Genomic DNA, 19,302 nt, shown 5'->3' with positions numbered 1-19,302 from the left:
GTGCGCACCACACCCCCTTTCCGAGCCGACCACGTCGGCAGCCTCCTGCGCCCGGCCGCGCTGCTCCGCGCCCGCGAGAACCTCACGGGCGACGCGCTGCGCGAGGCGGAGGACAAGGCCATCAGGGAGGTGGTCCGCCGCCAGGAGGAGACCGGCCTGCAGAGCGCGACGGACGGTGAGTTCAGGCGGGCCTCCTGGCACATGGACTTCATCTACCAGCTCGGCGGCATCGGCCAGGCCACCGACGAGCACATCACGGTCCGCTTCCACAACGAGCAGGGCGACATCGAGTTCACCCCGGCGGCGCTGCGGGTCCACGACCGGATCAAGCTGAACGAGCCGGTCTTCGCCGACGACTTCGCCTTCCTGCGCGACACGCTGGCCGCCCGGGGCGCGGGCGTCGTACCCAAGCTGACCATCCCGTCGCCGAGCATGGTCCACTACCGGGGCGGGCCCGCGGCCATCGACCGCGAGGTCTACCCGGACGTGGAGGAGTTCTGGAGAGACCTCAGCGCGGCCTACGCCGAGCAGGTGCGCAGGATCGGCGCGCTGGGCTGCACCTACCTGCAGTTCGACGACACCAGCCTGGCCTACCTCAACGACCCGGCCCAGCGGGCCGAGCTGGCCGCGCGCGGCGACGACGCCGACCACATGCACCTGCGCTACATCCGCCAGATCAACGCCGCGCTCGCCGCCAAGCCCGACGGCATGACGGTCACGACGCACATGTGCCGCGGCAACTTCCGTTCCTCCTGGGCGGCGGAAGGCGGGTACGACTTCGTCGCCGAGGCACTGTTCGGCGAGCTGAAGGTGGACGGGTTCTTCCTGGAGTTCGACGACGAGCGGTCGGGCGGGTTCGAGCCGCTGCGGTTCGTGCCGCCGGGCAAGATGGTGGTGCTGGGACTCGTCACCACCAAGTCCGGCGAGCTGGAGTCGAAGGACACGCTCAAGCGGCGCATCGACGAGGCCGCGAAGTTCGTCGACCTCGACCAGCTCTGCCTGTCGCCGCAGTGCGGGTTCTCCTCCACCGTCGAGGGCAACCAGCTCACGGCCGACGAGCAGTTCGCCAAGCTCGCCCTGATCGTCGAGACCGCCCAGGAGGTCTGGGGCTGACCGTCAGGGGTCCTGGAGCGTCACGACCGTTCCCGTGAGCCTGGCCTGCTCGGCGGCCCACACCACGCGGTGCGACATGAGGCTTTCGGCCGCGTCCGACTGGAGCAGGGTGGCATCGCCCGAGGCCACGGCGGCGAGGAAGGCGTCGGTGAGTCCTTCGTCGCCGCCCCCGTGCCCGTCGCCCGCCGACGGTCCCGCGGCGCCGTCGGCGGCGACGAGTTCCTCGGCGCCCGTACGGAAGTCGACCACCCGCAGCACGCCGCCGTCGCCGTCGATGTATCCGTGGGTGCCGAACAACCGTGTGCGCCGGTGCTCCATGGGGGTGAACGCGCTCATCGTGAACGAGCACGTCGCCCCGTCGCCGAACTCCATCACGACCTCCTGGTGGTCCACGACGTCGTTGTCGCACGCGTACACGCAGCGTCCGTACGGGCCCGTGCGCAGCGCCCGCAGCACGTCCTCCTCGGTGCGGCCGGAGGTGACGGCCGACAACGGCCAGAACTCGCTCGACGGATCGCCGAGACAGCCCAGGTAGAGCCGGGGCGCCGAGTACGGGCACGAGGGCTCCAGCGGGCAGTCGAGGCACCGGTCGGCCGCCTCGGCGGGCCGGGCACCGGCGTGGAAGTGCGACAGGGAGCCGAACGAGGAGACCCGCTCGGGCTGCCGTCCGAAGAGGTGCACCAGCCAGTCGATGTCGTGGCAGGCCTTGGCCAGCAACATCGGCGCCGAGGTGTCCTGCCGCCGCCAGTGGCCGCGCACGAACGAGTGCGCCTGGTGCCACCAGCCGACCGGCTCCAGGTGCTGGGCGCTGACGAGCCGCCCGATCCTGCCCTCGTCCACCAGTTCCTTCATCAGGCGCGTGTAGGGCGTGTAGCGCAGCACGTGGCAGACCGCGAGCAGGATGCCGTTGCGGCGGGCCGCTTCGGCGATCATGGCGGCCTCGGGCTCGCTCGTGGCCATCGGCTTCTCCAGGAGAATGTGGTAACCGAGCTCCGCCAGCGTCACCGCGGGCGCGGTGTGCAACTGGTCGTGGGTGGCGATGACGGCCGCGTCGGCGATCCGCCCGCCGGCCGCGAGCTCCTTCCAGCCGGTGTGCGCCCGCTCCGGTCCGATGCCGAACTCCTCGACGAAGAGGGCGCGGCGGCGCGGGTCGGGATCCGCCACCGCCACCACCCGCCCGGCGCCCGTGGCGTGGGCGCGGCGCGCGTAGGTCAGCCCTCGCAGGCCGCCGCCGACGACGGCTAGAGTCACCTCAGTCATGGAACCTTCCCCGAAGAAATATCATGGAGACCATCATTATTCGGTCTGGGAAAGCTGACAGCAAGGGGGGCCGATGGCCGGCGAACTGAGTGGCGGTGACCTGTCGCGGCTCAGGCAGCTCAACGCGCTCGCCGTGATCAAGGCGCTGCAGGGCGGGCCGTCGCTCACGCTCACCGAGGTCTCCAAGCGCACGGGCCTGTCGCGCGCCTCCACCGAGGACGTCGTGCGCGAGCTGCTGCGGAAGGGCTGGGTCACCGAGGCGGGCGCCACCGCGGGCGGCGTGGGCCGCCCGGCCAGGCGCTACCGCTTCCGGGCCGAGGCGGGGCGGGTGCTCGGCGTCGACATCGGCGGTCACAAGATCCGCGCGGTCGTCGCCGACCTGGACGGCACCGTGCTCGACAGCGCCCGCGTGCCCGTCACGCCCGCGATGGGCCGGGTCGAGCGGCTGGAGGCGGTCGACAGGGCCGTGGCGGAATGCCTGGAGGGCGCGGGCCTGGCCGGCGGCGACGTGTGGGCGTCGGGCGTCGGCACGACCGGGCTGGTCGACGGCGCCGGCCGGGTGATGCTCTCGGAGGCGCTGCCCGAGTGGACCGGCGTCGATCTGGCCGCACACGTACGCCGGCTCGCGCCAGGCCCCGTGCTGGTGGAGAACGACAGCAAGCTCGCCGCCCTCGCCGAGTGCTGGCGCGGGGTGGCCCGCTACGCCAAGGACATGGTGTTCCTGCTGGCCGGGCTCCGCACCGGCGCGGGGCTGGTCATCGACGGGAAGCTGCACAGGGGGTTCGCCAACGCCTCGGGCGAGATCGGCGCGCTGCCGGTGCTCGGCTGGATCCGCGCCCAGGAGCACCTGAGCGCCGCCAGCGGCGAGGCGGGAGACGTGTTCGCCGCCGCGCGGGCCGGCGACAAGGCCGCCGCCGCGGCCGTCCGCCGCTACGTCAAGGACCTCGCGCTCGGCGCCTCCGCGCTGGTGCTGGCGCTCGACCCGCAGATGGTCGTGGTCGGCGGGGGTTTCTCACGCTCGGCCGACGTGCTCATCGAGCCACTGAGGCGCGAGCTCGACCGCTGGTGCATCCGCACGCCCGAGGTGCGCATGTCGGCGCTCGGCGACGAGGGCGTGGTGCTCGGCGCCGTACGCCTGGCGCTCGACGATGTCGAGGAGCGGGTGCTCGACGGCCGCACCCCGCTCGTGAGCCATCTGTAACACGCCGACTCTTGAAAGAAATTTCACTGGACTCCATCATTACTCCCACGTTCTAGGAGAGGACCGGGATGATGTGGAAGTCGGCACGAGGCGCTGCCGCGCTCCTCTGCGCGGCGCTGCTCGCCTCCGCGTGCGGAGGCGGTGAGCAGGCCAGCACGGGCGCGCAGGCGGGCAAGGTGACACTGTCCTACGGCGTCTGGGACGCGACCCAGCAGGCCGTCATGCAGGAACTCGCCGCGGAGTTCACCAGGACCCACCCGAACATCGCCGTCAACGTCCAGCTCACCCCGTGGGCCGACTACTGGACGAAGCTCAAGGCCGCGGTCAGCGGCGGCTCGGCGCCCGACGTCTTCTGGATGAACGGCCCCAACTTCCAGCTCTACGCCTCCAACGGCGTCATCAAGCCGATCGAGGAGCAGGTCGACACCTCGGTCTACCCCAAGCAGCTCGTCGAGCTCTACACCTACGAGGGCAAGCTGTACGGCCTGCCGAAGGACATGGACACCGTCGGCGTCTGGTACAACAAGACGCTCTTCGACGCCGCGAAGGTGAAACATCCGGCCGACGACTGGACCTGGGCCGACTTCAAGAAAGCCGCCGCCAAGCTCACCGACCCCGCCAAGGGCGTCCACGCCGTCGGCGCCCAGCTCACCAGTTTCCAGGAGTACCAGTACAACACCATCTACCAGGCCGGCGGCCACGTGATCTCCCCGGACGGCAGGAAGTCCGGCTACGACGACCCCAAGACGATCGAGGGCCTGAAGTTCTGGACCGACCTCATCGCCGCCAAGCAGTCGCCCGACCTCAAGACCATGACCGACACCGCCCCGCTCCAGCTCTTCGAGGCCGGCAAGCTGGCGATGTACTGGGGCGGGTCTTGGGACGTCGCCGAGTTCACCGCCAACGACTACACCAAGGACAGGGTCGACGTCGCCCCGCTGCCGAAGGGCGAGAAGCAGGCCACGATCATCCACGGCGTCGCCAACGTCATGTCCGCGAAGACCGAGCACCCCGACGAGGCGTGGGAGTTCGTCAAGTTCCTCGGCTCCAAGCCGGCCGCCGACCTGCTCGGCAAGAAGGGCCCGATCCCGGCCTACAACGGCACCCAGAGCGACTGGGTGGCCGCCCATCCCGAGCTCAAGCTCCAGGTCTTCCTCGACGCCGTCGCGTACGCGGTGCCGTACCCGGTCTCCAAGAACACCGCCGCCTGGCAGGAGGCGGAGCTCACCCACCTCACCAAGGCGTGGACCGGCGAGGTGCCGATCGAGCGGGCGGCCGCGGACCTGGCAGCCGGGATGAACGACCTGCTGGCCAAGGAGTGACGTGACCACCACCGCCCGATCGCGGCCCGCCCGGGCGGCCCACGCGGTGAGGGGGCGCCGCCGGCCGCGGACCGAGGCCCTGTGGGGGTACGCCTTCATCGCCCCCACCGGGCTCGGACTGGCGATCTTCTACCTGTGGCCCGTCGTGCAGACCGCGTACTTCTCCTTCACCGAGTGGGGCGCGTTCGGCGGGCACACCTGGACGGGGACGGACAACTACACCCGGCTGCTCGCCGACCCCGAGGTGGGCCGGGCGGTGCTCAACACGCTGACCTACACCGCGCTCGGCCTCATCGGCATCCCGCTCGCGGTCGTGTTCGCGGCCCTCCTCAACCGGCCTGGACTGCGCGGCGTGAACGTCTACCGTACGGCGTTCTTCCTGCCCGTGGTCACCATGCCCGTCGCGGTGGCGATGGTGTGGCGCTGGCTCTACAACGGTGACTACGGCCTGGTCAACCAGGTGCTCGCCACCGTCGGCGTCGACGGCCCCAACTGGGTCGCCGACCCCGCCACCGCGCTGTACGCGCTGGTCGTGGTCGGCGTCTGGAGCAGCATGGGCTACAACCTGATCATCTTCCTGGCCGGCATGCAGGCGATCCCGAAGGAACTGTACGAGGCAGCCGCCATGGACGGCGCCTCCCGCGTCACGCAGTTCTTCAAGATCACCCTGCCGATGTTGTCGCCGACCGCGTTCTTCATCTCCATCGTCTCGGTGATCGGCTCTCTGCAGCTGTTCGACCTGGTCTTCGTGATGACCGGATCGGGCCAGGCGGCCCGCGCCAACCCGGCGTACGCGCGGTTGCAGACCGTCGTCCAGCTCTTCTACGAGCGGGCCTTCGTCACCAACGACCGCGGCTACGCCGCCGCCATCGTGATCGCGCTGCTGCTGCTCATCGCGGTGCTGACGATGCTGCAGTTCCGGCTCCAGCGGAAGTGGGTGCACTATGTCTGAGCGCCGCCCACTGGGCGTGCACGCCATCCTCACCGTCTCGTCGCTGCTGATGGTGGCGCCGTTCGCCTGGCAGATCATCACCTCGCTCAAGACGCTCGGCAGCGCCACCGCGGTGCCGCCGACGTTCCTGCCCGAGGGACGCTGGGACAACTACGCGAAGGTCTTCGACCTGCTGCCGTTCGGCGACCAGTTCCTCAACACCACGATCATGGCGGCCGGGCGGGTGACCGGCCAGGTGCTGTTCTGCTCGATGGCCGCCTACGCCTTCGCCCGGCTGCGCTTCCCCGGCAGAAACGTGCTGTTCGCGGTGTTCCTGTCGGTGCTCATGGTCCCGCCGCAGCTGTTCGTGATCCCGCAGTACCAGATCATGTCGTCGCTCGGCTGGCTCAACAGCCTCCAGGCGATCATCGTGCCGGGGCTGTTCAGCGCGTTCGGGGTGTTCCTGCTGCGGCAGTTCTTCCTCGGGCTGCCGCGCGAACTGGAGGAGGCGGCCAGGCTCGACGGCGCCGGCCCGGTCCGGATCTACTGGTCGGTCATGTTGCCGCTGGCCAGACCCGGGCTGGTGGCGCTGGCCATCCTCACCCTGCTCTGGGCGTGGAACGACCTGTTCTGGCCGCTGGTCGTCAACACCGACCCCGACAAGATGACGCTGTCGGCCGGGCTGGCCGCGCTGCAGGGACAGTACCAGACCGACTACCCCGTCCTCATGGCCGGCTCGCTGATCGCCTCACTCCCCGTGATCGCGGTCTTCGTGTTCCTGCAACGGCAGTTCATCCAGGGCATCGCGCACTCGGGCACCAAAGGCTGAGGGAGGGGCCCGGGGCCCCACGCGCCTACCGCATGACGACCGTGGTGAGCGCCCTTCGTGGAAGCGTCACCGTACGGCTGCGCACCGGCGACGGCGCGAGCGAGTGGGCGCCGTCGGTGAGGTAGGCCGTCGCCCTGCCCCGCACGCCCTACCACGTGACCGCGGCGGTGCCCGTGTTGAGCGCCACGACGACGCTGATGTTTCTCGATTTATCGTGAAATTGTGGCGGGTGTCAGATTTGATCCGGTTTCCAGGTTGTCAGATCGTACTTTATTGCTATTGGGCGCCACATTTTGGAGAAGCGGACTTTCGCCTTCTGGGCCGTACCGGATCTGTCGATGCCGCGGCGGAAGTCGCGGTCGCCGGCGGTCGATCCCCGGCAATTCCCGCCGGCCTGCCGCCGCGCCCAGGCGAGAAACGCGGCGTCGGCTTCGTACGAGGCGCGCAGCGCGTCGACGAGGGCGTCCTTGAGCTCCGCGCCGCCCGCGAGCGCCGTCATGCCGAGCGCACGGGCGTCGGTGAGCTGCTCGCGGCGACGGTCGGTGATGTCCTGGATGGTGTCGAGCCCGCGCCGCTCGCACCGGCGCGCGTGCTCGATGGCGTCGGAGAGGCTGGAACGGGCCGAGCTGCTGCTGGACAGCAGGTCGTTCACGGCCCAGGCCTGCTGCTCGGCCGGCTGCGTTGGCGGCGTCGCCGTCGTGCTCGACGGTGCGGGCTCGTACGGCGAGGTGGGGGAGGGCTCGCCCGACAGGTGCCGGGGCGCGGACGTCCCGGACCCGGGCGTGCCCGCCGCCTCGCTCGCCGACTCCGCGGGTGCCGGGGCGCGGCCGGCGACGGCCCACCAGGTCACGGCGCCCACCAGGCCGGCGGCGGTCAGGCCGGTGAGCACGGGCATGCGCCGCCAGAGCGGCGCGCGCCGCCGCGGACGGAACGATCCGGAGCGGTAGGGGGCCGGCTCGGTCGTGCCGGGAGAGGGGAGCGGGGCACGGCAGCGCGGGCACTGGAGCAGGCCGCCGACGTCGGACCCGCATCGTCCGCACAGGCGGCTGGAGCCGGGGTCGTGGGTCAACGCATCCTCCCGCATATTTCATTAAGTCCGGCGAAATGCCACATTTGTCGTACGCGTTTTGCGCGCGCTTTGCTGACCCCGAGACTATTTGAATAAGCTTTCCTAAGGTCGGTTCCGAAACGTAAAAGGAAGGCGGAACTCATGACCGTCGACAGCCCGTCAGCGAGGTCACGGCGCAGCGCGGATCCGTCATCGGGCCCGCCGCCCGTCAGCAACGCCACGCGCTACCTCTGCGCCGCCGCCTACCTCGACCACGGCTTCCGCAACCGGGTGCTCGACGAGCTGCTGTTCGACCCCTACCGCGCGGTCCCGCCCTCCTACGGCGGGTTCGACCTCATGCCGGTGCTCCACCACTGCCGCCGCGCCCGCGCGATCCTCACCGTGCGCGACGCGCTCATCACCCTGCTCTTCGCCGTCGGCCTGGTGCTCACCCCGCTCACCACGATTCTGTGGATGCTGCTCCTCGTCCCGTTCGTCCTGCTCACCGTCGACAGCGTCCGGCGCGCGCCGCTGCGCGTGCGCGTGACGATCCTGCTCGTGGGGGCCCTGTTCGTCCTGTGGCCCTTCGCGTACGCGCTGGTGCCGATGCTGGGCGACCTGAGCGGCTCAGGGCCGTCCTACGACAGCGGCTACGCACCGGAGTCCCCGCCCGGCGGCGGCAGCACACCGGCCGAGATCCTGTTCGTCCCGGTCACCACGCTCACCATCGTCGTGGCCTACCGCGTGGCGATCTACCTCACGCTCGCCGGCACCCTGCGGCCCGGCACCCCCGAGCCCGTCACCGGGGTCACCCACCCCAGGACGGCCCGCCGCCTCGACTACATCCGCAGGGCCCAGTGGGGCAACGTGACGATGTACGCCAACGAGGACGCCTTCATGGGCGCCGGGACCATCGATCGCAGCTGGTCGATCGCCGTCGAGCTCGACCGCGTACGCCACGACCACGTGAGCAGGCGGCGCATCGACCCCGTCGACATCGACCCGGTGGAGTTGCACACGTTCGTCCGCGAGCGCCTGAAGGACATGCGCGACCGTGTCCTGCGGCCCAACGAGGGCATACAGCGCCTCGACATCGGCGACCACGTGGTGACCAGGGGCATCTTCACGGTCAGCGACTGGCACGGTGACCGGGCCAGGGCAGCGCATCCCATGATCGGCCAGCACGGCCTGCCCAAGTGCGAGGCCACGCAGGAGGAGATCGAGGCCATCATCCGCCACCCCCAGGGCGGCGTGCGCTACTACCAGCGGCTCACCATCAACAACGACGGCCAGGAGATCCGCGACGCCGGCGGCGACCTCGTCGCCCCCGCGGAGGATCAGGAGGCGCTGACGTCCGCCTTCATCTACCTCGCGGTCGAGGGCCGGATGCTCTACACCCAGTTCGTGGTGACCGTGCTGCCGCCCGCCCTCGGCGCCTACCACGTGGTCGACCAGCTGCCCACGATGACCGGCGTGGGGATCGCGTGGGAGGCGGTCAAGGTGTTCAAGCTGCGGCTGCTGCGCGACGTGCTGGCCGCTCCCGCACAGGTCGCCGGCACGGCGGTGCAGGCGGTGCGCAAGAGCCTGATGACCCCCGACCCGCGCAAGCACATCGTCTATCCGTACGGCGCCCGCTTCAGCGTTCGCGAGCTCGGCGCCGGCGCGGACCTGCAGACCCACATCCAGGTGCTCGACGTCACGAAATACACCCGGATGATCGAGCAGCGGCTCACCGAGGCGGTCCTCGACTTCCTGGAGGACCACGAGGTCGACACGGGGGCCTACCGGTTGCAGGCGGCCAGCGTGACCATGAACACGGTGTCCGTGGGCGCGGGCGGCTCGGTCAGCGGCCCCATCGCCTTCGGCCGGCACGCATCGGCCACCGTGCACACCGGCGCCCGGCCGGGCGCGTGACGAGCGAGGAGAGTGCCATGGGCGACGAATACGGCATACACGTCAGCGGCGGCCAGGTCAGCGGCCCGATCGCGATGGGCTCACACGCCCGCGCGGTCGTCGTCAACGGCGGCGAACCGGCGGGCGGGGAGGCGCAGGCGCTGCTGGCGCGGCTCGACCGCCTGCTCGCGGCGCACGAGGCCGACCTGGTGGAGCCCGCGCGGGCGCGCAGGGACGCGGGCGACGTCCGGCAGGAGCTGGCGGAGGCCGAGCCCGACCGGTCACGCATCCTCGACGCGCTCGGCCGACTCTCCACCCGCGCGGCCCAGATCACCCCCATCGTCGAGGTCATCACCCAACTTCGCGCCCTCTTCCCCTGACGCGGTGGCGCGGTGGGTTGCGGGTCAGCGGTAGACGGCGACGGCGGCCTCGCCGACGAGGGCGTCCACCACCGTGACCACCTCGCCCACCACGGGAGAGCTGTCGCGGGCGATCTCGCGCAGGCGGCCGACGAGCCGGGCGCTCGGCTGGTCCAGGTAGAGCTCCGCATCCAGCCGCAGCACGGCCACCAGCCCGCACAGCGCGGCGCACCGCGCGTCCGGCTGTTTCCAGCCCTCGACCGCCGAGCGTGCCCCTGCGGAGGCCCGGACGACGGAGGCGATGTCGGCGGGCTCGTACCGCGTGTACGGCAGCACGCCGAGGCGGCGCCCGCTGACCTGGACCAGCACGCCCGAGCCGAGCAGCGCCTCCCGGGTGCGGTCGTGGATGCCGTCCGCCGTCTTCTTCACCAGATACCTGAGCTGCCTTCCGGCGCGGTGACGCAGAAGGGAGGAGACCAGGCCGTCGGCGATCGCGTCGCCGGTGGGGGCGCGCCGGGTGGCGGCTGCCTGGCCCTCGGCGACGGCGACGCGGCCGCCGAGCGCGAGGTCGAGCAGCACGGCGCCGGCCAGCCCGAGCGACATCGACGACAGGTGGATCAGCGGCCTGCCGGACTGGTCGTGGGCGATGAGGTACAGGTCGTGGTGGAGGGGCAGGGCGTTCATGGAACGCGGTTCCTCCTTCACCTTCGTCCGGCCTCGGCGGGCATGCCGTCCAGGGTCGGCCGGCGGCCCATGGCGTAGAGGACGGCCAGCGCCACGACGCCCGCGCCCAGCCAGACGAGGCCCACCATCTGGGCGAGGACGTTGGCGTTGATCACCACGAAGACCAGGATGCCCATGCCGATCAGCGGCGCGACGAGGTGTGCCCAGAGTCTGTCGGAGCCGAGGCGCAGCGCGTAGTGCACGATCACCGAGACGTGCAGGACGATGAAGGCGGCCATGGCGCCCATGTTGATGAGGCTGGTGAGGAGGTCGACGCCGTCGGAGCGGCCCGACATCCACAGTCCGATGCCCACGGACACCAGGGAGACGAGCACGATGGCGTTGGCCGGCACCGAGTGCCTGACGGACACCTTGGCGAGGAACGACGGCAGTTGCCGGTCGCGCGCCATCGCGTAGAGCAGGCGCGACACGGCGACCTGGGCGACCATGGTGTTGGCCACGCCCCAGGAGAGCGCGGTGGCGGTCAGGGTGACGTTCCTGAGCCATTCGCCGCCCGCCACGGCGGCGGCGTCGTAGAACGCGGTGCCGCTGTCCTGGCTCAGCAGCCCGTTCGGGTCGGGCACGAGCAGGGAGGCGACCCAGACCTGCGTGACGAAGAGCAGGCCGGCGAGCACCAGCGCCACCCGCATCGCCCTGCCCACCTGGGCGGATCCGCCGGTGGACTCCTCGACGAGCATGCTGATGCCGTCGAACCCGATGAACGACAGGACCGCCACGGACACCGCGGCGAACATCACCGGCCAGGAGAAGGTCTCCAGGTTGAACAGCGGGGACAGGCTGAACCCGTGGCCCTTGCCCTGGAGCAGCGCCCAGACGCCCACCAGGAGGAACAGTCCCAGGACGAGCAGCTCGAAGCCGATCATCATGCGGGTGAGCCGGACCGTCATGCGGATGCCGCGCAGGTTGATCCCGGTGTTCACGGCCACGAAGACGATCAGCCAGGCCCAGACGGGCACGTCCGGCACGATGTCGTGCATGGCCAGGGAGGCCACCAGGTAGAGCAGGCAGGGTACGAGGATGTAGTCGAGCAGGACCATCCATCCGGTCATGAACCCGACCGGAGGGGCGATGCCGCGCCCCGCGTAGTTGTAGACGGATCCTGAGAGGGGGAAAGCCTTGACCATCTGCGCGTACGAGGCGGCGGTGAAGAGCAGTGCGACCATTCCGACGAGGTACGCCAGCACCGGCATGCCGCCGGAGCGGGAGTAGACCAGGCCGAAGATCGCGAAAGGCGCGATCGGCACCATGAAGGCCAGGCCGTAGGACACGAGGTCGGTCAGCCCGACCCCGCGGCGTAACTCCTGCCGGTATCCGAACTGCTCGATGTTCTCTGTAGCGCGCACGACAAGCCTCTCCGTGTCGTCATGCAGGGTGGGGTTCCAGTCCGGCGATCCTCGCGTAGCCCGGTGCCGGGCCGCAAGGGTGATCACGGTGATGTGGCACATGGCAGGGGCGGCGCGCTTCAGTGCCGGCCGCGGCCCTTCTCTCCGGCGGAGTGCCCGCCGTGGATCATGTCGGGCCGCAGCGGCGGTGCCTGGCCGTAACCGATGGCGCCCATCATGCCCTGCTCCTGGTGGTACAGGTTGTGGCAGTGGAACATCCACTCGCCGGGGTTGCCGGCGTGCACGTCGATGTGGAGGCGCTCGCGCGGCTTGATGTTCACGGTGTCCTTGCGGGGCCCGTACCGTTTGCGGGCGCGCAGCTGGAAGGTGTGGCCGTGCAGGTGCATGGGGTGCCACATGGGTGACTGGTTGTCCAGGACGATCCTCAGCGTCTCGCCCGGTTCGACGCGCAGGCGCAGCGGGTCGCTCGCGAGCCGGTCGTTGAGCGTCCATTCGTTGCCCGACTCCCGCATGCCGAGCGTGACGGCGACGGCCCTGGTGGGGAGGGGGAGGTGGTCGACGGGCCGGGCGTTCAGGTCCTGATATTCCAGCATCCGTCGCTTGAGCTCGGGCACCTTGACGCGCGACGGCGGCGCGTCGGCCTTACGCGAGGTCCGCACCACCGCGTACGCTCGCCCGCCCTTGCCCTCAGCCTGCGCCACCAGCGGGAACGCGCCTGGTTTGAGGGTGACGACGAAGTCGTAACGCTCGCCCATGCCGATGATGAACGTGTCCACGGTGACAGGCGAGCACGGGAACCCGTCGGTGTGGGTGATGGTCATGCGGTGCCCGCCGAGCGCGACCCGGAAGGCGGTGTCGGCGCCCGCGTTGATGACCCGAAACCTGACGCGCCGCCTGGGCGAGGCGGCGAACGTCCTGGGTGCGGCCGGCGGGCGGCCGTTGATCAGGTAAAGCGGGTGGCGCAGCTCGGCGGCCACGCCGCCCAGCGCCTCGCTGCGCAGGCTGTCGTCGTGCTCGGTGGAGGAGTTCAGCCGGCGCAGGGCGTCGTCGGGGGTGCCGTTGACACCGTCGAGCCAGTCGTCGAGCACGACCGTGAACTCCTCGTCGTAGCGCAGCGGCTCGCGCGGGTCGGCCACGATCAGCGGGCCGTACAGCCCGCGGTCGAGCTGGGTGCCGACGTGCGAGTGATACCAGTGCGTCCCCGGGTCGGGCACCTTGAAGACGTAGTCGAACGTGCCGCCGGGCCGGGTGGAGGCCTGGGAGAAGCCGGGCGCGCCGTCCATGGGGAAGTCGATCGCGATGCCGTGCCAGTGCACGGTGGTCGGATCGGGCAGGTCGTTGACCAGCTTGACGGCGACGGTCTCGCCGGCCGTGGCCTCGATGAGCGGGCCGGGGAGCACGCCGTTGTAGGTCCAGGTGGAGACGGTGCGCTTGCCCAGCTTCACCTTGGCGGGCCTGGCTCGCAGCACCGTCCTCCGCGGCCGCGCCGCCGCCCCGGCCGCCGGCTTCTCCAGGGCCGTGCCGAGCCCCAGCGCCGCGAATGTGCCGGTGACGAACACCCGGCGCGACACCCTCCCCATGACCAGATCGTCCACAGATCCTCCCCCCGTTCATCAGGAAAGGTAACGGAGAGTGGTGGAAAATGCCTTTCGCCACGCTGTGGTTGAGAGCAGGGGCTGGAACACCGGGCGGGCTCACCTATTGATCGGGCGGGTCGTGCGAAATAGGGTGTTAATCGATTCACACGCCTGGCTTCCGAGGCGTGATGTTCCCCATATGTCCATCGGTGTGCGCGATGTTTCCCCAGAAATATACCCTTTATCCCTGTCGGGAATGCTACGTTATTCGACTAACATGAGACCTACCGCACGACAGGTGGCCGAGCTGGCGAACGTGTCCGTGGCGACCGTCTCCTACGTGCTCAGCGGCCGCGACCGTCCCGTGGCCGCCGAGACGAGGCAGCGGGTGCTCGACGCCGCCAGGCAGCTCGGCTACACCCCCAACCAGGCCGCGAGAAGCCTGCGCAAGCGCCGCACACAGCGGGTCTGCCTCGTGCTGAGCTCGCTCGGCGGCGTTCCCAGCGACGAGCGGCTGGCCACCGACCTGCACGAGATGGCCGACGCCCGCGGCTACTCCGTGGTCACGCTCACCGTCTACTCGGAGGCGCGGGCGAGCGCCGCCATCGACGTGCTGCGCGGCGGCATCGCCGACGGCGCGCTGGTCAACGTCGTCGGCGACCACTTCACCCACGACCTGCTCACCGGGCTCGCCGCCACCGGCCTGCCGATGGTGGTGCTGAGCAACGAGAGCGGGCTCGAAGGGTGCGACGTCGTCCGTACGCCCGAGACCGAGGCGTGCGCGCAGGCGGTCGAGCACCTGCTGGCGGAGGGCAGGCGCCGCATCGCGTTCATGGCGCACCGCTTCGAGCTCTACCGCGACAAACCCGCGGGCCGGCTGCTCGGCTACACCACCGCACTCGAACGGCACGGCGTCGACCCGCGGATCGTCACCTCCGGCGCGGACGACCGCGTCTCCGCCTACCAGACCGCCGCCGAGCTGCTGAGCTCTCCCGACCGCCCCGACGCGATCTTCGCGGCCTCCGACCGGGCCGCGATCAGCACGATCTGGGCCGCCAGGGACGCCGGGCTGCGCGTGCCGGACGACGTGGCCGTGATCGGCGTCGGCAACATCGACGAGGGTCTCATCAGCAAGCCGCAGCTCAGCACCGTCGGCCCGCTCCGCCACGACTACACCGACGTCGTACGCCTGCTCTTCGACCGCCTCCAGGCCGAGGAGCCGCCGCCCGCCCGCGAGATCGTCCGGTCCTGGACCTTCCTGCGGCGGGGCTCCTCCTAGAAGGGAATCCGAGATGTCTTCCCACGCCCACCGACTGACCCGCCGTGACGTGCTCCGCCTGGCCGGCGCGGCTGCCGCGGTGCCGGTGTTGTCGTCCTGCGCGGGAGCGCCGCCCGCGCAGACCGCGGCCCCCGGCGCCTTCACCGTCTACTGGAACGCCGGACACGACTACCAGGCCTACCGCAAGGTGATCGCCGAGTTCGAGCAGGCCAACAAGGTCAAGGTCAACCTGCAGAAATACCAGTGGCCCGACCTGCGCACCAGGCTGCTGGCCGACTTCGCCTCCGGCACCGTGCCCGACGTGGTCGAGGAGCCGGGTGGCTGGGTGCAGGAGTTCGCCATCTCCGGCAACGCCCGGTCGCTGCAGGACTACGTCGACCGTGACGGCGAGGCGATGGGCTTCCCCTCCGACTGGCAGCCGGTCGCCGTCGAGCGCAACTCCTACCAGGGCAAGGTGTACGGCGTACAGCTCCACCTGACCTGCAACACGCTGCTCTACAACAAGGGCATGTTCAGCGCGGCCGGGCTGGAAGCGCCGACCACCTGGGAGGAGTTCCTCGCCGCGGCGAAGAAGCTGACCACGGACGGCGTGCACGGCGTCGCGCTCAACCAGGACCACACCTACATCTGGCCGTGGATGATGCAGGCCGGCGTCACCCCCTTCGACCCGGAGACCGGCAAGGTCATGACGCCGATCGAGGACGCGATCGCCGCCCTGCAGTTCCAGGCCGACCTGATCCACAAGCACAAGGTGGCCCCGGTGCCGGTGTCGAGCACCGACTACTCGGGCCCGCAGAAGTTGTTCTCCGCCAAGCGCGCCGCGATGATCCTCACCGGCCCCTGGGACCTCGAACCGATCGCGAAGACCAGCGCCGACATCGACCTCGGCGTCGCGCCGCCGCTGAAGAACAAGACCAAGGTCACCCAGGCGGCCGGCACGAGCATGCTGGTGCCCGCCAAGGCCACCAGACCCGATCTGTCGTGGGACTTCATCAAGCGCATCACCGCCCTGGAGGTCGAGCAGGCCGCCACGAAGGAGACCGGCATGCTCATGCCGCGCGTCTCGTGGGCCGAACTGCCCGAGGTGCAGCAGGACGACGCCGTCAAGGTGTTCGCCGAGGCGCTGCCGATCGCCAAGGACTCCACCCAGGAGGTGCGCCTGACCGGCCAGCTCGGCAAGTGGGACGAACAGCTCAAGGTCGTCTACCAGCAGGTCATCATCCAGAACAAGCCGGCCGCCGACGCCCTGCGCGCGTTCGCCGAGGCGGCGGAGGGCTTCCTCACATGAGGACGAGCACGACGACCGGCGGCGGGAGCGGAGCGTGGCCATGCTGAGGCCACGCACGCTCTCGGGTCGCTACGCACGGACCGCCTACCTGTTCCTCATCCCCGCGATCCTGTTCTTCGCGGCCTTCTTCTACCTGCCGATCGGCAACGTGATGACCACCAGCCTGCGCACGGGGCCGCAGGCCGACCAGTGGGCCGGGTTGGGCAACTACACGCAGGCCCTGGCCGACCCGGCAGTGCGGCACTCGTTCCTGGTCACGGCGGTCTTCTCGGTGATCGTGGTGCTCGGCTCGATCGTGCTCGGGCTGGCGCTGGCGCTGGCGCTCGACCAGCCGCTCAGGGGGCGGGTCGTGTTCCGGGTGCTGCTGCTGGTGCCGTACCTGACCTCGGTGGCGATCGTCGGGCTGCTGTGGCGCAACATCCTCGACCCCGAGCTCGGGGTGCTGAACCGGGTGCTGAGCGCGGCCGGGCTGCCCGAGCAGACGTGGCTCAACACCTCGCCGCTGCTCACCATCGCCGCCGTCACGCTCTGGCAGAGCGTCGGCTACACGATGGTGTTGTTCCTGGCCGGGCTGCAGGGCATCCCGGAGACGTACCACGAGGCCGCCAAGATCGACGGGGCCGACGCGTGGCGCCGCTTCTGGCGGATCACGCTGCCGCTGCTCGCGCCCACGACGTTGTTCGTCTCGGTGATGGCGGTCATCTCGGGGCTGCAGGCGTTCGGACAGGCGTACATCATCACCAACGGAGGTCCCGGCGACGCCACCGACCTGTCGGTCTTCCACATCTTCAACGTCGCCTTCCGCGCCAGGGACTTCGGCTACTCCTCGGCGCAGTCGGTGCTGCTGCTCGTCGTCATCGTGGCGTTCACGCTGGTGCAACTGCGGGCGGGGCGGCGCGGGGAGGTCACGTACTGATGCGCAAGCCGCTGCTCTACACCCTGCTCGGGCTGGTCTGCCTCATGACCGTGGTGCCGCTGCTCTACATGGTGTCGCTGTCGTTGCAGACCGAGGCGGAGACGTTGTCGGCGAACGCGGTCCTCGTGCCGGACTCGCCCCAATGGGGCAACTACGCCGAGTTGTTCGTGCGCGCGCCGTTCGGCAACTTCATCGTCAACAGCCTCGTCGTGGCGGGCGCGATCACGCTCGCGCACCTGCTGTTCGACCCGCTCGTCGGGTACGTCTTCGCCAAGTTTCGCTTCCCGCTGCGCAACACGCTGTTCGTGGCGCTGCTGGCCACGCTCATGGTGCCGTTCTTCGTGCGGATGATCCCGTTGTACGTGCTGATGGCCACCATGGGGTGGCTCGACACGTACCAGGGGTTGATCACGCCGTTCCTCATGGACGCGTTCGGGATCTTCCTCATGAGACAGTTCATCCAGCCGATCCCCGACGACCTGATCAGCGCGGCGCGCATCGACGGGGCGTCCGAGCTGCGGATCTACCGGAGCGTCATCCTGCCGCAGACCCGGCCCGCGCTGGCCGTGCTCGGGTTGTTCACGTTCGTCTTCCAGTGGAACGAGTTCCTCTGGCCGCTGGTGGCCACCACGACGCCCGAGATGCGCACGATCCCGGTCGGCCTCACCCTGTTCAACCAGGAGTACTTCACGTTGTGGCACCTCACGGCCGCGGGCTCGGTGATCCTCTTCGTGCCCACCGCCATCCTGTTCGTCTTCACGCAGCGATACTTCGTCCGTGGCATCGCGCTGACCGGCATCAAATAGTCAGTCCGTTAGGAGATTCCCTTTTGCGCCCGAACGTGCCCCCTAATGTGATCGTCGTCTTCACCGACCAGCAGCGGTGGGACACCGTCGGCCCTCTCACGCCCAACCTCGGCAGAATGGCCGGGCACGGCACGCAGGCCACGGTCGCGCTCACCCCGCAGCCGGTGTGCGCGCCCGCCCGTGCGGCGTTGCAGACGGGGCGCTACCCGACCACGACGGGCGTCTACCGCAACGGCCGCGTGCTGCCGGCCGGGGAGCGTACGCTGGCGCACCACTTCGGGGAGGCGGGCTACGCCACCGGCTACATCGGCAAGTGGCACCTGGCGGGCAGCGAGCCGGTGCCCGAGGAGGAACGCGGCGGCTACCGGTCGTGGCTGGCGGCGAACGCGCTGGAGCACACCTCCGACGCCTACCGCACCATCGTCTACGACGAGGAGAACGAGCCCGTCCTGCTGCCCGGCTACCGCTCCGACGCCCTCGTGGACGCGGCCGTGCGGTTCGTCGCCGACCACCACGACGAGCCGTTCTACCTCTTCCTGTCGTTCCTGGAGCCGCACCACCAGAACGAGGTGGACAACTACCCGGCCCCCGACGGCTACGAGGAGCGTTATCAGGGCCGCTGGATGCCGCAGGACCTGGCCGCGCTCGGCGGCACGGCCCACCGGCACATGGGCGGCTATCTCGGCCAGGTCAAGCGCCTGGACGAAGGGCTCGGCCGGCTGCTCGACGCGCTGCGCAGCATGGACCTGCTGGACGACACGATCGTGGCGTACACCTCCGACCACGGCAACCACTTCAAGACCCGCAACGGCGAGTACAAACGCTCCTGCCACGACGCGTCGCTGCGGGTGCCGCTCGCGCTGCGCGGGCCCGGCTTCGACGGGGGCGGCGCGATCTCGCGTCCCGTCAGCACCCTCGACCTGCCGCCGACGCTGCTGGAGGCGGCCGGGCTGCCGGTGCCCGCGTCCATGCAGGGCCGCTCGTTCCTGCCGCTGGTGCGCGACCCCCGCGCCCCGTGGCCCGAAGAGGCGTTCTTCCAGGTGAGCGAGTCGGAGGTGGGGCGCGGCATCCGCACGTCCCGGTGGAAGTACTACGCCGTCGCCGAGGACGCCGACCCGTGGGACGTCCCGGCCGCCACCCGCTACCGCGAGCAGGCCCTGTACGACCTGGACAACGACCCGCACGAGCTGGTCAACCTGGCGGGGCGCGCGTCGCACGCGCGGGTCGCGGCGGAGCTGCGGGAGCGGCTGGTACGGCGGATCGTGGCGGCGGGGGAGACCGAGCCGGTCATCGAGCCGGCGGCCGAGCTGGCCGGGCCCCACCAGGGCATGACCGACCCCGCCGTCCGCCTCCACGGCCCCGAACCGGTCCGCTTCGGCCACCAACCCCGTCC

17 protein-coding genes are annotated in these 19,302 nt (G+C 70.2%); 12 read left to right on the top strand and 5 right to left on the bottom strand.

The genetic code is table 11. The features are described from left to right. Nucleotides 1-1,113 carry a 5-methyltetrahydropteroyltriglutamate--homocysteine S-methyltransferase gene (locus GUY59_RS32385; protein ID WP_138204074.1) on the top strand — a complete coding sequence of 371 codons (1,113 nt, stop codon included), beginning with the start codon at nt 1-3 and terminating at the stop codon, nt 1,111-1,113. A 3-nt stretch (nt 1,114-1,116) separates the two neighbouring features. Here the strand turns inward: GUY59_RS32385 and GUY59_RS32380 are convergent, their stop codons facing one another. Further along, on the bottom strand, nt 1,117-2,373 hold the full coding sequence (locus tag GUY59_RS32380) for a Gfo/Idh/MocA family protein (RefSeq protein ID WP_138204076.1): 1,257 nt from the start codon (nt 2,371-2,373) through the stop codon (nt 1,117-1,119). Nucleotides 2,374-2,446: 73 nt separating this feature from the next. Between GUY59_RS32380 and GUY59_RS32375 the strand changes: the two genes are divergently transcribed. The 4 genes from GUY59_RS32375 to GUY59_RS32360 all read left to right on the top strand — a co-directional run bounded on the left by GUY59_RS32375 (nt 2,447) and on the right by GUY59_RS32360 (nt 6,656). Then, a complete protein-coding gene (locus GUY59_RS32375; protein WP_138204078.1) occupies nt 2,447-3,574 on the top strand; it encodes an ROK family transcriptional regulator in 1,128 nt (375 codons plus the stop codon). A 68-nt stretch (nt 3,575-3,642) separates the two neighbouring features. Further along, the gene (locus GUY59_RS32370) at nt 3,643-4,896 is read left to right on the top strand and encodes an ABC transporter substrate-binding protein (protein WP_138204080.1); all 1,254 of its coding nucleotides are present in this window, start codon (nt 3,643-3,645) and stop codon (nt 4,894-4,896) included. A 1-nt stretch (nt 4,897) separates the two neighbouring features. Next, the gene (locus GUY59_RS32365; RefSeq protein ID WP_252375089.1) at nt 4,898-5,848 is read left to right on the top strand and encodes a carbohydrate ABC transporter permease; all 951 of its coding nucleotides are present in this window, start codon (nt 4,898-4,900) and stop codon (nt 5,846-5,848) included. Continuing rightward, entirely contained in the window at nt 5,841-6,656 is an 816-nt protein-coding gene (locus GUY59_RS32360; protein ID WP_138204082.1) for a carbohydrate ABC transporter permease, read from the top strand. The genes GUY59_RS32365 and GUY59_RS32360 overlap by 8 nt, the downstream gene beginning before the upstream one ends. Before the next feature lie 232 nt (nt 6,657-6,888). Here the strand turns inward: GUY59_RS32360 and GUY59_RS32355 are convergent, their stop codons facing one another. Continuing rightward, the gene (locus GUY59_RS32355) at nt 6,889-7,725 is read right to left on the bottom strand and encodes a hypothetical protein (RefSeq protein ID WP_138204084.1); all 837 of its coding nucleotides are present in this window, start codon (nt 7,723-7,725) and stop codon (nt 6,889-6,891) included. 141 nt (nt 7,726-7,866) lie between these two features. On the opposite strand from GUY59_RS32355, the gene GUY59_RS32350 reads away from it, so the two are divergent. Continuing rightward, entirely contained in the window at nt 7,867-9,618 is a 1,752-nt protein-coding gene (locus GUY59_RS32350) for a hypothetical protein (RefSeq protein WP_138204086.1), read from the top strand. 17 nt (nt 9,619-9,635) lie between these two features. Continuing rightward, the gene (locus GUY59_RS32345) at nt 9,636-9,977 is read left to right on the top strand and encodes a hypothetical protein (RefSeq protein ID WP_138204089.1); all 342 of its coding nucleotides are present in this window, start codon (nt 9,636-9,638) and stop codon (nt 9,975-9,977) included. Nucleotides 9,978-10,001: 24 nt separating this feature from the next. On the opposite strand, the gene GUY59_RS32340 is transcribed toward GUY59_RS32345, so the two are convergent. The 3 genes from GUY59_RS32340 to GUY59_RS32330 all read right to left on the bottom strand — a co-directional run bounded on the left by GUY59_RS32340 (nt 10,002) and on the right by GUY59_RS32330 (nt 13,638). Beyond that, on the bottom strand, nt 10,002-10,640 hold the full coding sequence (locus GUY59_RS32340) for a GOLPH3/VPS74 family protein (protein WP_138204091.1): 639 nt from the start codon (nt 10,638-10,640) through the stop codon (nt 10,002-10,004). A gap of 17 nt (nt 10,641-10,657) precedes the next feature. Beyond that, on the bottom strand, nt 10,658-12,043 hold the full coding sequence (locus tag GUY59_RS32335; RefSeq protein ID WP_252375090.1) for an APC family permease: 1,386 nt from the start codon (nt 12,041-12,043) through the stop codon (nt 10,658-10,660). A 119-nt stretch (nt 12,044-12,162) separates the two neighbouring features. Then, complete coding sequence (locus GUY59_RS32330) at nt 12,163-13,638, bottom strand: multicopper oxidase family protein (RefSeq protein WP_252375091.1); 1,476 nt, start codon at nt 13,636-13,638, stop codon at nt 12,163-12,165. 259 nt (nt 13,639-13,897) lie between these two features. Between GUY59_RS32330 and GUY59_RS32325 the strand changes: the two genes are divergently transcribed. From GUY59_RS32325 to GUY59_RS32305, 5 genes are all read left to right on the top strand, one after another. Further along, nucleotides 13,898-14,899: a LacI family DNA-binding transcriptional regulator gene (locus GUY59_RS32325; RefSeq protein WP_138204095.1), complete on the top strand. Its 1,002-nt coding sequence runs from the start codon at nt 13,898-13,900 to the stop codon at nt 14,897-14,899. 13 nt (nt 14,900-14,912) lie between these two features. Continuing rightward, entirely contained in the window at nt 14,913-16,187 is a 1,275-nt protein-coding gene (locus tag GUY59_RS32320; RefSeq protein ID WP_138204097.1) for a sugar ABC transporter substrate-binding protein, read from the top strand. Nucleotides 16,188-16,227: 40 nt separating this feature from the next. After that, the gene (locus tag GUY59_RS32315) at nt 16,228-17,103 is read left to right on the top strand and encodes a carbohydrate ABC transporter permease (protein ID WP_201761605.1); all 876 of its coding nucleotides are present in this window, start codon (nt 16,228-16,230) and stop codon (nt 17,101-17,103) included. Next, nucleotides 17,103-17,909: a carbohydrate ABC transporter permease gene (locus GUY59_RS32310; protein ID WP_138204101.1), complete on the top strand. Its 807-nt coding sequence runs from the start codon at nt 17,103-17,105 to the stop codon at nt 17,907-17,909. The genes GUY59_RS32315 and GUY59_RS32310 overlap by 1 nt, the downstream gene beginning before the upstream one ends. 23 nt (nt 17,910-17,932) lie before the next feature. After that, nucleotides 17,933-19,302: sulfatase-like hydrolase/transferase (locus GUY59_RS32305; protein ID WP_201761604.1), on the top strand; the 1,370-nt coding region annotated here is incomplete at its 3' end.

Source organism: Nonomuraea sp. K271 (genome assembly GCF_009908215.1).
GTDB classification, from domain to species: domain Bacteria; phylum Actinomycetota; class Actinomycetes; order Streptosporangiales; family Streptosporangiaceae; genus Nonomuraea; species Nonomuraea longispora.
Note: the sequence above shows the minus strand (reverse complement) of the source record. Positions and strands in the feature narration are given on the sequence as shown.

What these genes read in the sequence shown, in the direction of transcription:
- GUY59_RS32360 (WP_138204082.1), top strand. Translation starts at nt 5,841, where the DNA reads ATGTCTGAGCGCCGCCCACTGGGCGTGCACGCCATCCTCACCGTCTCG.
- GUY59_RS32310 (WP_138204101.1), top strand. Translation starts at nt 17,103, where the DNA reads ATGCGCAAGCCGCTGCTCTACACCCTGCTCGGGCTGGTCTGCCTCATG.
- GUY59_RS32350 (WP_138204086.1), top strand. Translation starts at nt 7,867, where the DNA reads ATGACCGTCGACAGCCCGTCAGCGAGGTCACGGCGCAGCGCGGATCCG.
- GUY59_RS32320 (WP_138204097.1), top strand. Translation starts at nt 14,913, where the DNA reads ATGTCTTCCCACGCCCACCGACTGACCCGCCGTGACGTGCTCCGCCTG.
- GUY59_RS32370 (WP_138204080.1), top strand. Translation starts at nt 3,643, where the DNA reads ATGATGTGGAAGTCGGCACGAGGCGCTGCCGCGCTCCTCTGCGCGGCG.
- GUY59_RS32380 (WP_138204076.1), bottom strand. Translation starts at nt 2,373, where the DNA reads ATGACTGAGGTGACTCTAGCCGTCGTCGGCGGCGGCCTGCGAGGGCTG.
- GUY59_RS32315 (WP_201761605.1), top strand. Translation starts at nt 16,228, where the DNA reads ATGCTGAGGCCACGCACGCTCTCGGGTCGCTACGCACGGACCGCCTAC.
- GUY59_RS32345 (WP_138204089.1), top strand. Translation starts at nt 9,636, where the DNA reads ATGGGCGACGAATACGGCATACACGTCAGCGGCGGCCAGGTCAGCGGC.
- GUY59_RS32375 (WP_138204078.1), top strand. Translation starts at nt 2,447, where the DNA reads ATGGCCGGCGAACTGAGTGGCGGTGACCTGTCGCGGCTCAGGCAGCTC.
- GUY59_RS32325 (WP_138204095.1), top strand. Translation starts at nt 13,898, where the DNA reads ATGAGACCTACCGCACGACAGGTGGCCGAGCTGGCGAACGTGTCCGTG.
- GUY59_RS32340 (WP_138204091.1), bottom strand. Translation starts at nt 10,640, where the DNA reads ATGAACGCCCTGCCCCTCCACCACGACCTGTACCTCATCGCCCACGAC.